8 protein-coding genes are annotated in these 16,339 nt (G+C 51.6%); 4 read left to right on the top strand and 4 right to left on the bottom strand.

Going from position 1 to position 16,339, the window contains the following annotated elements; genetic code table 11:
- Positions 1-94 precede the first annotated feature (94 nt).
- The 4 genes from gyrB (at position 95) to dptH (ending at position 11,047) form a co-directional block, all read left to right on the top strand.
- The gene (gene gyrB / locus HWX87_RS34700) at positions 95-2,569 is read left to right on the top strand and encodes a DNA topoisomerase (ATP-hydrolyzing) subunit B (RefSeq protein WP_176051377.1); all 2,475 of its coding nucleotides are present in this window, start codon (positions 95-97) and stop codon (positions 2,567-2,569) included.
- Between the two features lie 436 nt (positions 2,570-3,005).
- Positions 3,006-4,622 carry a DNA phosphorothioation-dependent restriction protein DptF gene (dptF, locus tag HWX87_RS34705; protein WP_176051378.1) on the top strand — a complete coding sequence of 539 codons (1,617 nt, stop codon included), beginning with the start codon at positions 3,006-3,008 and terminating at the stop codon, positions 4,620-4,622.
- 1 nt (position 4,623) lies between these two features.
- Positions 4,624-5,943, top strand: coding sequence for a DNA phosphorothioation-dependent restriction protein DptG (gene dptG, locus HWX87_RS34710; RefSeq protein WP_176051379.1), 1,320 nt, complete (start codon positions 4,624-4,626; stop codon positions 5,941-5,943).
- Positions 5,924-11,047 carry a DNA phosphorothioation-dependent restriction protein DptH gene (gene dptH / locus HWX87_RS34715; protein WP_176051380.1) on the top strand — a complete coding sequence of 1,708 codons (5,124 nt, stop codon included), beginning with the start codon at positions 5,924-5,926 and terminating at the stop codon, positions 11,045-11,047. The genes dptG and dptH overlap by 20 nt, the downstream gene beginning before the upstream one ends.
- A 198-nt stretch (positions 11,048-11,245) precedes the next feature.
- On the opposite strand, the gene dndE is transcribed toward dptH, so the two are convergent.
- The 4 genes from dndE to dndB are packed head-to-tail and all read right to left on the bottom strand — an operon-like array spanning position 11,246 to position 16,288.
- Positions 11,246-11,629: a DNA sulfur modification protein DndE gene (gene dndE / locus HWX87_RS34720; RefSeq protein WP_176051381.1), complete on the bottom strand. Its 384-nt coding sequence runs from the start codon at positions 11,627-11,629 to the stop codon at positions 11,246-11,248.
- Positions 11,626-13,617 (bottom strand): DNA sulfur modification protein DndD, encoded by a 1,992-nt coding sequence (gene dndD, locus HWX87_RS34725; protein WP_176051382.1) that lies wholly within the window; start codon positions 13,615-13,617, stop codon positions 11,626-11,628. Before dndD ends, dndE begins: the two co-directional genes overlap by 4 nt.
- Positions 13,618-13,628: 11 nt before the next feature.
- The gene (gene dndC, locus HWX87_RS34730) at positions 13,629-15,158 is read right to left on the bottom strand and encodes a DNA phosphorothioation system sulfurtransferase DndC (RefSeq protein ID WP_176051383.1); all 1,530 of its coding nucleotides are present in this window, start codon (positions 15,156-15,158) and stop codon (positions 13,629-13,631) included.
- Complete coding sequence (gene dndB / locus HWX87_RS34735; RefSeq protein WP_176051384.1) at positions 15,155-16,288, bottom strand: DNA sulfur modification protein DndB; 1,134 nt, start codon at positions 16,286-16,288, stop codon at positions 15,155-15,157. The genes dndC and dndB overlap by 4 nt, the downstream gene beginning before the upstream one ends.
- Positions 16,289-16,339: the final 51 nt, after the last annotated feature.

The raw sequence follows: 16,339 nt of genomic DNA on the forward strand, positions 1-16,339 counted from the left end.
GGACGAGCCAGGAAACTGGAGCGGCCCGGCGATTTCTCTCGCTGAAACGCACCGCGCCGCCACTAGAGTGGCCTCGCAGAACCGGAAGATATCCATGAGTGAACAGCACAATTCGCAACCCGATAACAGCAGCTACGGCGCCTCGTCGATCCAGATCCTCGAAGGTCTGGAAGCGGTGCGCAAGCGCCCCGGGATGTACATCGGCGACACGTCGGACGGCACCGGTCTGCATCACCTCGTGTTCGAGGTGCTCGACAACTCGATCGACGAAGCGCTGGCCGGGTACTGCAACGACATCCACGTGACGATTCACGCCGACAACTCGATTTCCGTGACCGACAACGGCCGCGGGATTCCGACCGACGTGAAGATGAACGACAAGCACGAGCCGAAGCGCAGCGCGGCTGAAATCGTGATGACCGAGCTGCACGCCGGCGGCAAGTTCGACCAGAACAGCTACAAGGTGTCGGGCGGCCTGCACGGCGTGGGCGTGTCGTGCGTGAACGCGCTGTCGAGCTGGCTGCGCCTCACCGTGCGCCGCGACGGCAAGAAGCGGTTCATGGAGTTCCACCGCGGCGTCGCGCAGGATCGCGTGCTCGAGACGGTGGACGGCGTGGAAGTGTCGCCGATGCTCGTGACGGGTGACACCGAGAACCGCGGCACCGAAGTGCACTTCATGGCCGATCCGACCATTTTCGGCACGGTCGAGTATCACTACGACATCCTCGCGAAGCGGATGCGTGAACTCTCGTTCCTGAACAACGGTGTGCGGATTCGTTTGACCGACCTGCGCTCGGGCAAGGAAGACGATTTCGCGTTCGCCGGCGGTGTGAAGGGCTTCGTCGAATACATCAACAAGACGAAGACCAACCTGCACCCGACGATTTTCTTCGCCACCGGCGAGAAGGACGGCGTGGGCGTCGAAGTCGCGATGCAGTGGAACGACAGCTACAACGAAAACGTGCTGTGCTTCACGAACAACATTCCGCAGCGCGACGGCGGCACGCACCTGACCGGCCTGCGGGCCGCGATGACGCGCGTCATCAACAAGTACATCACCGACAACGAAATCGCGAAGAAGGCGAAGGTCGAGACGACCGGCGACGACATGCGCGAAGGGCTGTCGTGCGTGCTTTCCGTGAAGGTGCCGGAGCCGAAGTTCAGCTCGCAGACGAAGGACAAGCTGGTTTCGTCGGAAGTGCGCGCGCCGGTTGAAGAAGTCGTGGCGAAGGCGCTGGAAGAGTTCCTGCTCGAAACGCCGATCGACGCGAAGATCATCTGCGGGAAGATTGTTGAAGCCGCTCGCGCGCGGGATGCTGCGCGGAAGGCGCGTGAGATGACGCGCCGTAAGGGCGTGCTCGACGGCGTCGGCCTGCCGGGCAAGCTCGCGGACTGCCAGGAGAAAGACCCGGCGAAGTGCGAAATCTACATCGTCGAGGGTGACTCGGCAGGTGGGTCGGCCAAGCAAGGGCGTGATCGGAAGTTCCAGGCGATCCTGCCGCTGCGCGGCAAGGTGCTGAACGTCGAGAAGGCGCGCTACGACAAGCTGCTGTCGTCGGAGCAGATCGTCACGCTCGTGACCGCGCTTGGGTGCGGCATCGGCAAGGAAGACTACAACCTCGACAAGCTGCGCTATCACCGCATCATCATCATGACCGACGCGGACGTCGACGGTGCGCACATCCGGACGCTGCTGCTCACGTTCCTGTATCGCCAGATGCCGGACATGATCGAGCGCGGGTACGTGTATATCGCGCAGCCGCCGCTTTACAAGATCAAGGCGGGCAAGGACGAGCGGTATCTGAAGGATGACGTGGAGCTCAACGCGCACATGCTGCGGTTGGCGCTGCAAGGGTCGGAGCTGGTGCCGGGTGAGAATGCGGCGGCGATTTCGGGCGATGCGCTTGGAGAGCTGGCGCGGTCGTATCTGCTGTCGAAGAGCGTGATCGAGCGGTTGAGCCGGTTGTATGACCCGGCAGCGCTGGAAGCGGTCATGGACGGCGTGGTGATCGACCTCTCCAATGAGGCTTCGACCGAGGCTTCGGCGAAGGCGCTGCACGCTGCGTTGCATGACGAAGCGCTCAAGAACGAAGTGCGTGTTGTGCCTTCGTATGACCCGGTTCGCGAACAGCGGTCGCTGCATGTCGAACGTACCCATCACGGCAACGTGCGGGTTTCGGTCATCGACCAGGAGTTCCAGCACACGGCCGATTATCAGCAGCTCGTGACCACCGCGAATACGTTCAAGGGGCTCATCGGGGAAGGCGCGGTCATCAAGCGCGGTGAGCGCAACATGGTCGTGGCGGACTTCAAGAGCGCGATGAAGTGGCTGCTGGCGGATGCGGAGCGGAACGTTTCGAAGCAGCGGTATAAGGGGCTGGGGGAAATGAACCCCGGGCAGCTGTGGGAAACGACGATGGATCCGACGGTGCGGCGGTTGCTGCGTGTGCAGATCGAGGATGCTATTGCCGCGGACGGGATCTTTACTACCCTCATGGGGGATGATGTCGAGCCGCGGCGGGCGTTTATTGAGTCGAATGCGTTGCGGGCGGGGAATATTGACGTTTGATCCGGGCAACTACCGTAGGGCGCCAGAGTACGTGCGACTGGCGCCACAGTTTTGCGACTGGGTGACCAGGTTGATGCGTTTGGCCTACCACCGCCAAGCAGTCGTCATCCGGGACCTTGGCGAGCTCACCTAACCGGCAGCAAGCGACTTGCGACGCCAATGGTTAATAGGGGTATTTCCGTAGGGACGGAATCGAAATGTGTCACGATTACCGACAAGTCGCTTAGCAAATTGGAAGCCGAGTAACTCTCATAGTTGCTCGGCTTTTTTTGTGCAGAAACTCGCCTCAATGGAGCACCTGACCACTGTGCTATTGCGGACCAAACTCCCCTGAGGGCTTAAACAGTCTATTACTGAGGACCAGGCAGATGTCCCGTGCACCGACTGTCCACGGGATTTTGGTTTGATCCGATCTAAAACACTGAGTGATCCGATCATGACGATTCTTAACTTGCGACAAGCGCTGAGCGTGTTGGCAAAGTCCTCCCCATACGCAGTATGTACCCGAGTTGAATCCACCAAAGGAAACGAACTCGACACGCTCAAAGAATATTTGTTCGTTGAGCAACAGATCGAGCGCGATTTCGAAGAAATGCTCAAATCCGCGCAGACCTCTGACGTCGTTTTCTTATGCGGAAGCAGCGGCGACGGGAAGTCTGAAATTCTGACGCGGCACGCGAAAAAGTACTCAGCGAAGTGTCGGTTTCATCTAGATGCGACGCACAGTTTCGCTCCCTCTCAATCAGCTATCGATGCACTCGATAGACTCTTTGACGAACGAGACGTCGACTGCCGCCCACTCATAGTGGGTATCAATGTTGGGATGCTCGCAAACTATGCAAAGGAAGGAGCAGACCGACATGAAGAAGTCCGCAACGCTATCGAATCATTTTTGAATCAACAACCAGACAGAAAACCATATAACTTTCTGGACTTCGAGAAGTACCCGAAGCTCGACTTCAACAACTACGGTGAAGCGCGCTCCGATTTCGCAAAAGAGGTTATGCGTCGCCTGACTACCGCGTCCGACGCCAACCCTTTCTATCGCCTCGCATTAAAGGAACGGCAGTTCGGGCACGAAAAGCGTTTGCTAGCGAACCTAAACCTTTTGGCTCGCGAAACCGTCCAAGATGTCATCGTTACCAACCTGCTTAAAATTCGGCTTGCCAAGGATCAGTTCATCACTACCCGTGCTTTTCTAGATTTTTTGCACCACCTCCTCACAGGCGAAAAATATCTTTTCGACAATCTCTTCCATGGCGTTGAGAACGAATTGGCGCAACGCACGTCAAGCTTTGATCCTGCCATTAAGCGGACACAAAAACTAGATCAATTTATTCTTCGATATGAGCTACAACTGCCTGATAACGAGTTGCAATCATTTTTGCTGGAGCTTGAACAGCTGTCCATCTACTTTCCGGATACAAATATTGAAAGAGGGCAAGCAGGCTCGCTAGTCAGACTTTTTTATTTACTCCGCAACGAAAACATAGGAAACAATTATCATCATCAATACGCCGAAGAATTCTCAGACTCTCTTTTGGCGCAATATGCAAAGCTTTGGACACTACACGAAAACTACAACGAAACGATAACCGAAAAAACACAGCTGAGGCAATTCTATTCGAATGAACTAATAAATGCCATCCACTTATACGCAAACCGCAACGCCCCAAATATAGAAAAAGGGGAGCTTTTCCTCGGGCAATTTGGGCCAGTTAAATTGGCAGTACCCGCGGAAATCAAGGCTGACTACGCCAGAATTAAATCACACAAAAACCTATCACGATCGTATTTTTACGCATATTTGAAATTAGCAGATACGCCCTTGCAGCCAATTTCAGTCAGCCTCAATTTACTAGAATTGGTAGTTAGATTGAATCGCGGCTACCGGCCGAACAGATATGAAAAAAGCGCGGTTGTTATACTAGACGAAATTGTCGAACAGATCACCGATATAGCCAAATCGAGCGAAAAACTTCGATTCTATGATGGTGACCGCTCATATTCTGCATTATTTGACGACGACATGATAACAGTATCCGGGGTTTAACATGTTCCCAATCTCCGAAAAATTAGCACCAACCGAGAAAAACCATCTAAATAGCTATCTCCCCATCAGAAAAAAAGGTAATGATTTTTCATGGGATACAATTACAGGAATTGTTTTGAGTGAAGCACTAAAGCGTCAAATTCTAAAATATGAGTTTGACTCTTTTAGAGATGATTGCAAGTGCGCCGTTATTGAAAAGCTTGATCAACCGATATTTTGGGAGATACTGGAGCGGATGTATTTTTCGTCCGACGCCATATTTAATATTTCACCGCTATTCCTGCTGTTCAAGGCACAGCGCAAAGGAACGGGAAAATTCGAACTCGGAACTGCCAATCAAAGAATGGGAGACCTCTTCACCAGCTTGATGGGCGGAAAATTTCAATTGCCTGATGTCACGCAGCGTTTGAATTTCATCGAAGATGAATTCATGACTGTCTTAAAAGAGCGCCTGGAGCCATTGAAAGCGAGCGAGACAATAGACGAGGCGTATCTACCGTACCTGGCCAAAGCATTCCGCGAAGACATAACATTCCTAAGCGAGCATCCAAAATACTTGGTTCAAGAGTTCACCAACACTCTTAAATTGTATGCGTTCGCTTACTGCTCACAATTAGCATTAAATATAAAAAGCTGGCGCATCGGCGAACCAGAACCAAAGCCGCTGTATTTTATTCTCGATACCGAACGAGCGAGCTCAGAGCGTACCTGGGTGCGAAATTATGGTTACAAATTCCTCCTAGAGTGCGCCGGAGACCTCTTCCCGCTTCTATCTGCTTCCGAGCCCTTGCAACACAAAGGTCCGCGACGCCCACTATGGAAGATTTATCACGATGCCGTTACATATAAAGATCAGGAATCACTGCTTGCTTCGCTGAATTTATATATAAAGGCGTTCGCAAACACAGAGAGTCGAAAGCTACAAGTCGATACAACGGCTCAAACGATAGACGCCGCGTTCGCCCAGTTAGCTGATCTCTCATTATGCCAATTCGCCGACGAGAACTCTGAACGGGCAGGTGTCAATAGACTCTATGTCAGAGAACTTGAACGACATATTTGCGTGAACTTTATGCAATCAAGAGGGCGCGCTGGAAGAATACTTGTACTCAACCAGGACTACCTTCTTCTCCTAACAAATCTCTCCATAGGAAAACGAGAAAAACTACGCCTACACGAACTCGTGAGCGAGTTCCAGCGCCGCGGATTTTACTTGGATACCCAGTCGCAACAAGTTCTGGTTGGTTTTTATGAACGCATGGGTAATGTTGAAAGAATGAGCGATAGTGGAGACGCCGTCTATGTCCGGAAAACTGTTTGAAGAATTTCTCGCCGAATGCTTTTTAGGCTGGATTGCGAATGATATTCAACCCGGTTATCGATATCAATTTAAATCACCTGATTCTGAAAATAGCAAACACCTATACGACGCATTTTGCCGAATCTCGGATGGCGAAAAGATCGAAATTGATGGAATAACTTTGCCATGTGTGATGGTGAATCAAACATGTCTGATTCCCGTACTACACGGCAATATTGAAAGCGGGTTCACGGAGAACTACATTTCACGACTCCGCGATCTTGTCGCTGGGCGAAATGGTGTATTTGAGCGAAGCGCGTTGCTTATAATACACAATAGTATGTTAGATACGCTCATTAATAGCGCACAAGATCTCGCCGCACCTGGCGCAATATGGCATGCAGCCGCGCTGGAAAGAGAGTTGAATAAATTGATCCATCCCGGATCAAACGCGCGAGAACTGACAAAATATCTCCTGGAGGATCAGTTAGGGTTGGTCCTGGAAGAAGGGGCGACCGTATTTGGCTTTGCACCACTATTTCGCGCACTGGATGATGGAAAATTGGATTTTGCCGAATTGGGGCTATTTAACGACGATCTGCTTCTAGCTATGTCAGGGCAACCGGCACAGATCAGGCGTCGGCTAGACGAAAACCGCGCGATGCGCCGAAAAATCGAGTATGCGGTCGAGCATTACCCTGATCAGCTCGAAACTGCGCTTAACGAGTACGGTCGAAAATTTATTCAAGATCATTTTGAAGAACAGAAAGATTGGCGAAGTATCCAATATCAGCGATTTCTAGATGAGCGAGATGCAAACAAGTCGCAACGCTTGTTATTAGAAAGCGTTGACGTCGAGGGCGCAGAGGTCTATCAGCGCTCAAAAAGCTTAACGAAAGCGGGGCAACAAGACATCAGTTTGTTGATGCAAATTCCCCGTGAAAGAAATGAAGCTACAATCGAGCTAACGTTTGAAGGAAACGATCTCGATCCTGCACAAATAAAAGTCTCACACAACCGGCTTCTTTCCAAGACGATTGCTGCGTCTGTCAACCGAGCTGGCGGGAAACGCAGCCGAGCGCGGCTGACCGTGCCTTTTTCCGGGCAGCCAACATTCTTTAGCCTAGAAATAAAGCGCGAAAGTCGCTCAGAAGAGTACAAGTTTCGATGCTTGATGGTAGAGCACGGGCGCTTCTACTTGGAGGAAGTCAAAAATTGCTTTCGAATCGAACCTTCTCACGAATGGGTCACCCTCCTGCTTGAAGAAAACAAGCTGCGAATCAATACAGTCAACGAATCGGTTTATATTCTAGATGAAGACGAGCAGGAAATTGATTGTTCGTGTCATGGGACCGTTGATTTCGAGTCACTAGCGAATCAGACCGAGATGATTCAATTCTCGCTTCGCTCAGGTGATCAATCCCTTCGATTTAATATCGAGGGCCCCGCGGCAGAAGACAGCGTGATTGTTCCGTTATTATTTGATCAAGAGCGATTTTCAAAGCTATTTCGGGATGACTACAACGCAGAGTTTAATCGAGCTAAGAATAAGATTGTCATCGATAACACCGAAAGTACGGTCGTCGGTACGAGGCTACAACTCTTGGGCTACGAAGCGTCTATGATCGACGGTCGGATCCTCTACATGTCGGAGGTTTCCTCTCTGCTGCTTTCTTCCTTGCCGGACATTCAGCCGAAACTATACGCTGCATATCGCGACCTCCTCGACTATCTCGATCGCCACAAGACGCTTCCAAGTTTAGTGGCGTGGGGGCCCGAATATTGTTTATTGGTTGCGGCTGTTGTGAGTGCGTATGAGGACGCATTGCTCTTGATTCCTCGCAATGAGGTAATGTCAACCGCCCACACTGATCTGCTTATGATCGGGCTTTACAAGCAAGATGGCAGAGAGCGGATCACACCGCTTCACCCCCTTGTCCTGGCCTACCATTTAGAACTCGTTCGGTTTATCAAAGCGGAAATCACGAATTCCGATAGTGGATCGTTTGCTGAACTCCCACCAGTGACGAAGGAACGACTTGTTGCATCCGGATTGTTGCCTTTCGTCTATGACGCACAGTCTGACTTTGCGCACGTGGTACCGGCAAAGGAAAATAGCTTTTGGCTCGAAATCGTCCCCCAGAAGCAGATGAGTCACGGATACGTACGACGACTAGTTCTCGACAAGCTGGAAGAGTTCACTCAAGCATACGCTCGCTTGTTTAACGCTGGACCTAGAAGCTCGCTAATACTTAATGCCATCAACCAGTCTGAAGCATCTGAGTTATTCCTCGGGTTGGCAGATTATTTCAAACGCCATAAGGACGAGGCTTGCGCAGTTCACGTTAACTTTTACGATGATGCTCTACGCTATAACGAATTTGACAGATTTGCTGAAACATCCGCACACGAAGATCTTAAAATTCAACTTGGCTTGGGCAACTCCTTTGATCGTGGAGATGCGGACACGTTGGTCGACCTAGTTCGAAGTCGCTTAACGTATAGCAAGTTTGCAACACCGAAAAGTGGTGAAAAACTCGGATATGCTCATCTAGCTTTTTTTCGCAACAACGCCTCCGTCGATTGTCGAGCCGTAGACATAGAAAACGCATTGAGCGGCGTACTTTGTGACGGGCTGATCGCCGGTGAAGCAGCTGAAACAAAAGGTAACTCGTACTTTACTGCCTTCGGTTTGCGCGGAGTTGACGCGGAGAAATGGGTTGCGCTGCGACTCGCGAAACTTATAGGCACGTTGTGGCAACCCGCTCGCCAAAGCAATACGCAGTATTTGGGTACCGGCATCGGTATTGCCGTTAGCGCAGATTTTAAAGAGCTTCTGTCCCGCTCATGTGATAGCGCACTCTGGACAACTTTAATCGACCCCAAAGTGACCTTGGATTTCTTTGCTACACAGACGGACGTTGTTCTAATACATTATTCAGATCAATATACCAGCTCTGCTGGATATGATGCGATTACTGTCACGCGGCAGGTTGATATGTTTGAGCGATTACTGTGGAAGGAAGGAGGAGGGCGAGGCCAGCATTTGCTATCGGAATTCAACGCCTTTAATGGCGAATGGCTTTTGAAGATGCTGACCTCGAATAGCAAGGAACGCAAGGAAAAATACGGAATTATTGGCGCATATAAATTCGTACGCGCGATGTTGCATCGTTCAGATATTAGTTGGGTACCACTTTCCGTGGCAGAAATGATACGCGTTTCGGGGAATGTGGGACTCAAGATGAGCGACAGTGAATTTTCCAGAAAAGTTCAGGGATACAAGCGAGGCGCTGTTTCGGACGACGTTTTGTTTGTGGGTTTCAAGGGAAATAATCTATATTTACTTCCTTTGGAGGTTAAGACAGGAGCGCGGCCAGATTTCGCACACGCGGGCGAGCAAGCGAAAGAGCTGAAACGCTATCTATGTGAAGAAGTGCTAGGCAAACGGACACTGGCCTCGCGCCTTTATCGCGCATTGTTTGTTCGTCAAGTATTGATGCAGGTGGAGAAATTTCGCCTTTATGATGTACTCGACGAGTCTGCGCTATCGACCTTGATGGGTCGGCGCGAGTGGTGGCTTAAAGGTGACTTTGAGTTGAGCACGCTGCCCGAATATGTCGATGGTTTTGTTGTTGCGCATATCGAAGACTCAAACTGCTTCGAGCCTACCTATAAAATCACTAAAGATAATATTCTTCAAATTGAGCTACCGTACTCGCTGCTCGATTCGCTGATTTCAGCAAAGAGTGGACCGGAGCTTGATCGACTCGTCCAAATTTGCAAGGTGGGCAGAGAGTACCTACTTTTGCCTGAGGCTAAGCAAGACAGCCATTTTTCGAATAACGACTCGCTCGTTCAGGATGATGGCGCTTTGGGTGAAGGACAGGGCACCGACGCCATTACGGGTGAGTGGTCGGTTAAAAAGCCAGCTGTTACGGATCAAGGCAGCTTCGAAGAAGCTCAAGATTCGAACAAAATCCCGCCTCTAAGTACTGGCTCACCTCTGCGCGTACTCTTTGGCCATGACACGCTCCATGAAAACCCGCTTTATTGGGAGCCAACAAACACTACGCGGTTTATGAATACCAACACCGGCATCGTCGGCACCATGGGAACCGGAAAAACTCAGTTTACGAAATCTCTTATAACTCAGATTTTTCGCGAGCAACGAAATAACGTCAACTCCGCCTCAATCGGGGTACTAATATTCGACTATAAATCTGATTATGTCGATGATGAATTTATTCGAGAAACATCTGCGAGCAAGTATAAACTGTTTAATTTGCCTTATAACCCATTAAGCCTATACGGAGACACCCCCATGCTGCCGGTGCACACGGCAGCAGGCTTTGCCGAAACTATGAGTCGCGCATATAGTTTGGGCAAAAAGCAGCAGCTTAAATTAGAAAATCTTATCCTCGAGTGCTATGGCGCTGCGGGAATTCTTCCTGAGGACCCATCCACTTGGCGCCGTGCCGCGCCGACAATTGAGGACATTTGGCAGCGATTTTTAAATCAAGAGAAGGTTGAGGAAGATTCGCTGTATGCAGCTCTCTCAAAACTAGCACGATTCAAGATTTTTGAAGCACAAGCAGAAAATGTGCGCAGCCTTTACGATTTGGCGGCCGGAGTAACAATCATTGAATTGGCAGGCTATCCACCTGAAATACAAAATTTGATTGTTGGACTCACGTTGGACCTATTTTATGCACAAATGCAAAAAACAGGAAAACCTCACGTGTCCGGGGACTTTAGACAGATAACAAAGATGATCTTGGTTGATGAGGCTGACAATTTTATGTCACAGGATTTTCCCGCGCTGAGAAAAATTTTGAAGGAAGGGCGAGAATATGGTGTTGGCGTCATTCTTTCGACGCAAGATATAACACATTTCAAAACAGCAGAGAACAACTACGCCAGTTACGTACTTTCCTGGGTGATTCATAGGGTTTCCGAGATTAAAAATTCGGATATTAAGTCGATCTTTAATAAGGACGACAAGTCTGAGCAAGACCACCTGATGGAGACGATCCGGAAATTGGAAAAACACCAGAGCCTCTATATCGATGGTGACAAAGGCGTAAGAAAGATGCGAGATTTGGCTTTCTGGGAGCTCTTGTAGAGGCTGATGAATAATGGTCGCGCTGCACCAGCGCGGCAAGACCATCCATGCCACGGCGCATAACGGCGTCCAGAGGGCATGTGTTCTTCGACAGTGTTAACGTGTCCACCTATTCTTATGTGGACACGATACTCCCAAGCCTCTTAGCTCAACTCAAGATGGGATCCTCGGACGGTTAGACTCGCATCTGTAACGTCCTCAAACTGTGGCGAGCGAACGTGCAAGTTCGCTCAACAGATCATCTTCACGCCGGCTCGCCAGATAAGAAAGCCCCCGATGAAGGTGAAGAAGGAGCGCCTGCCTGATCGAATTGGGTGCGGGTTGTATCTGGTCACGCAATAGCCGTACAACGAGTAGATTGTGATAAACACCTTCGTTGCCACCGGTGAATGTACGCCAATCTATTTCGAGCCCGCCTGCAAAATTAAAGCTTTCCTCGGGAGGGATAGACGGGTTCGCAAGCGACAGACAAAGCGCGTGCCGACACAGCACATTGTTATGCTCAATTCCCGTCTTGCGTTTAAGTGCGATCAGTTGATTTTTCGCAATAGCAGTCAGTTTGACCCGTTCAATGACGCTCATGCAGCCTCCAGCGAGTTCGCGTAAGTGTCAGTTCCCGAAACGTTCGTGCAGCCCATCTCATCATCGAAATGCAGGATGAACTCTCGATTCATATGCGGCCGCAACGCGTCATATGCCGCTCCCTCCACTTCTTCGTCCGTCGAGAGAACCAGTACCTGATGCGATACGGTTGCAAAGAATCGCTTGATCAATGATGTTCGATGCTGCCCATCGAGGCGCGCAAGCGGGGTGTCAACAACAACAGGGAAACGCCCCTTTCGCTCTTTGATCAATGCGCTCAGCACCGAGATGGCAAGCATCTGTCGCTCACCAGCAGACATGCGATCCATGGGAAGCTCCTGCCCCTTCCCATCCTCGATCTTGACCTGGTAGGTCACGGGATCAACGACCACATTCGATACAAGCTTCCGCTTCCGTAGCAGATTTCGAAATTCAGCCGTGATCACATCAGACAACCACTGAGCCTTGGACGCAAGTAACCTCTCTTTGAACACAACAAGGGCCTGTCTTGCTCGCGCAGCGGCTTCCAATCCCTTCGTTTCGAGCGCTCGATCCTTGAATTCAGTATTCATTCGCGACCTTAGCGCGCTCAAGCGAATTTGTACGTGATTATGGCTAGTGCACGTATCTGCCAGCGCTGCCGTGATCCTCTCCAGATTTTGTTCGGCGGTTGCAACCGCTTGAGACTTTTCCTTCATGGTGAGGAGTACATCGGCCAATTGTTCATCGGCCGGAATTTCCCCAAGAGCACGTTCGGCAACATCCAAAGCCCGCTGAATGCCATCCAGCTCCTTGAGCGTAGTGCGAACACGCCCGCGCGCATTTTCAACATGAGCGCTGACATCCGCAGGATTACCGTCAGCAACGAGAACAGGCTTCCGACGCTGAGAGCTCTTTGCATGAACTAAGTCTTGCTTCAGCAGATTCTTTACAATATCGAGTGACTTCGTCGAAACTTCCGTCGTCAGGGCCGCTAGTATGCGACGGTCGCGCTTCCTGAATTCTTCGCCCAACAAAGTGGCATGCCGACTCTGTTCGTCGTGCCCCCACTCCGCCTCATACTGCCGCCACAGATCCCCAAGCCAGGCAATAGGAAGCAATGGGTCGGCCATCCCGTCAACCAGCGTGTGATGAATAGACTTCGCCTGCATCCGTGCGCCAGTTACGTCGCTCCGAATTCGCGCAGCCTGCTCGTATGCAGATAGTCCATTACGCTTGGCTTCTACTACATAACGCTCCAATACCAAACTAGCTTGATCCAGAGTATTTCGTGCGGCTGCCTGCTCCTGGAGTTGATCCGCGTGAGCGCGCTCCAGCGATTCAAACTGGGCCTCCAGCTCCAGCAGACTAGCCTTGGCAGATTCGTACTGGGACGAACCTTCTTTCCCTCGCAGAACAGCCCTCCGCTCAACAGCCTTGAGATCGTTGCCCAACACGTCAATGCCGCCGATCCCGAGAAATACCTCTGTCGCGCGGCGCAGCAGATCCGGAAGTCTCTCAGGATTTGCAAGTGCTTCAATCTTTTCGCCGTCGAACAAGAACAACTGAACCAACTCAGCAGGAAGGATATCGCCGATAAAGCGCTCCCACCCGGCCGTAAATTCCATATCCTCCGTGCCATCAATAAGCACAGAGAATCGCTCGGTAAACGTACTGCGTCGCTGCCACTCCCGGGAGACCATGACTTTCTGACGGGTGCCGCCGATGTCGATGAGTAGCTCGATAGCGATAGCGGCATTTCCCACGGCATCAGCCCGCTGCAGCGACTGAACTAACTGTTCATATTCTGATCGTCGCCCAGAGCTAACGGCTCCGGCGCCGTAGAGACCGATCTGCAACGCTGTCAGCAAGGTGGTTTTCCCGCTGCCATTGAGGGCCTTAACGAGAATCACCGGACGCGATGAGGAAACGGAGAGCTCAAGCGTCTGTCGATCTCGGAACGGGCCGAAATTTTGGATCGAGATGCTTGAAAAAGTGATTTTAGCCATGAACAGATAAATTACGGGCGACGAGGAGCCTGCTCGACGGGTTCATCCATCAACTCAGGGACGTCAGCGTCGATAGATGCGATCTCTGGTTCGACGCCTCCTAGCGACACATCACTTTCCGCCAGGCGAACATCCGCCTCCCTATCTGAAAGGGCGAACTCAAGAGCCTCATCTTCATTTCGAAACGCATGAAACTGCAAGACGCTCTCTAGCCGGTCAAGATGCTTCGATCGCTTTTGGGTTTGCATTGCCTGGAACTGCTCACCAAGCAGCGAGCGGGTAAGCTTGTAAAGTTCATCCGACGCATCGGGATCCAGCTCGCTGGCGACCTGCTTGAGGATCGACAAATCCGAGCGCTCGAGGGGCAACGGCTCAACTTCCCTGCCCGGGTATCGTTCGCCATAAACCTCCTCGAAGATGCAAGGCACAAGATCTTCGATTTCGCGCTTCTCCTCTAGCCAGATTCGGCGAATCTCATCGAGTTCCTCCATTGAGATAAGCTCAATTGCGCCGCTCCCCTGACTACGTGCCGCGTCTTGCACGACTCTCTGCGTATTCAACAGCTCTCGCAGCAACTTCGCCCGATATTCCTGCCTGTACGGACCGTGGACAAGCTCCTCTTTGAAGACCGTCAAACGACCGTTCATTCGACGGAAATCACGTTGCTCGCGATCCTTTACAGTCAGATAACGATTCCGATAGTCCAGGATCGGCTGCATCCACCGCTTCTGGTCGTCATTCTGGATCATGGCCTGCATCGACTTATCTTGCGTGACCATCGTACAGACATAACATCCGAATCGACTGTCTCCGCAACTGGGAGTAGTTTTGTCCACTACGACCGGACACTCAGCATCGGCGGTAGCACCACGATACATGCTGAACAACTCCTGGTTGTCGACACCCCATGGATTCGGCTCCGTGATGATGTATTCCCAGACATCGTCACTACTCCACGTTTCAATCGGCAGATAAACCCAAACGCGCGCCAACTTCGGATCTTTGTTGCGGCTTAACCGATCGCGCGTACTACCGCTGTAGTGGTCGATAACCTTGTCACGTGCAGCGCTCTCTCCACGACGTTGACCAAGCACAAGAATTGCCTCTCCGCTTGATTCGGAAAGATCATGGATGAATTGCGTCGATGCACTAATTTTCAGGCGATCCGTGCACCAACGGAACTTCGGACGTGGAGCCGGGTAACCTCTACCAATAAGGTTGACCCAGAACCGGTTTTCCAATGCGGGGGTAAGGCGGTGTGCCTTGAATGGAAGATCCTGATTGGCGGCAGCCAATTTGATACAAAGGAGCGAATTCTCGACCCATGCAGCGATGATCGGATTTTCGACCAACGTGTCCGTACTAATCACATGGACCGTCTTGTGCCGACGCTCTTTCGGGAGCGCAGCGACCGCATTCCAGATCAATTGGAGAGACGCGGTCGAGTCCTTGCCACCGCTGTACCCAATAATCCAGGGTACCGGATCCGACAGATAGAGATCCTGGATCTCTTTGATGATGTCAGATGCTGGAGTTGTCACGTTGTACCTTTCGCTGTACGTCTTTTGCGTTGGGGCCCTTGCCGGGCCGCCATCAATGCCTGCTCCGCCGCGGCCTCGTCCTCAGAGAGCTGAAGACCCAGTACACGTTTGAGCTCGTTTGTCGTCAGGGTGATATTTTGTCCAGACTTTGCCATTGCACCGCCGATCATGGCACGTCCTTCCCAGGTAGCCGCGTTCTTCCGGGACCAGTCAACCGTACGGAGCCTTTTGATCCGTCTTGCCAGATCAGACTTGGGTAGCTCGAAGAGTGCCTTTCCTGCTCTCCCTATGGCTTGCAGCACAATCGCATGAGAATGGATGAAATCGCGACGGACCTCACCTGCGGTCATCTTCGATTCTCGGACGTAGATCCACTCGGGTATCTGCTGCCCGACAAGCTCCCAAAAGTCGAGGCACTTCTTTGTCGCCGACGAGAAATCTTCAAGCTCGTGCTCTGTCAGCAGCTCTACGATCGAATAATGCAGCGCGCTTAGAGTGAATAGCTTACGGGACCGCTCCGATAGGGATGAGCGCTCTGTCTCGATGAGATTCTTGAATACATCAGAGGTCCTACTGAGGTGCCGCGCCACACTCGCAGCAGCGCTCCGATGATCATAGAGAATGCCTAGCGACGCTGATGGCTTGACCGCGTAGCGATTCAGGTCAGCAAACATCTGCTGGCACCGCTCAAGCCCCCGATCCAAGAAGAACACCACAGCAATCGTTTCATCGCCGAGCTCGGGAGCAGTTTCGAGCGCCTGCTTTATCGCGGCGTGCCTATGCTGCCCATCGTTCACGATGATTTTGGCTTCCATGGAAACCGACAAGTTTCCCATTCGAAACGATGTTGAGGAGTCCGCCCCCATCGGGGTGAACGTCACCCCCCCGTCCACTGAGGCAGTGATCGCCGAGAATGTGTAGCTATCCTTGTTCTCAACGATGTACCGAACAATTTCCGGAAGACGGGTTTTGTTGAGGGTACGCTGAGCCCTGAGCTCCGGAACGAGCTCTTCGTTGTCAAATTGGAAAAGGCGAGGCAATAGCCGCATGGGGCACATGGAAACGTAGTATTCACGTCCCGCCTGCACCCCTCTGATCGCCGGGAAAACATATGTGAAACCGTCTGCCATAGTGCGGGGGATTCTAGCAGTTTGTGTATGAACACACAAACGTTTGTTGAC

Origin of the sequence: Burkholderia sp. BCC1644 (genome assembly GCF_902833225.1) — a bacterium.
In the GTDB taxonomy this organism is placed as follows: Bacteria; Pseudomonadota; Gammaproteobacteria; order Burkholderiales; family Burkholderiaceae; genus Burkholderia.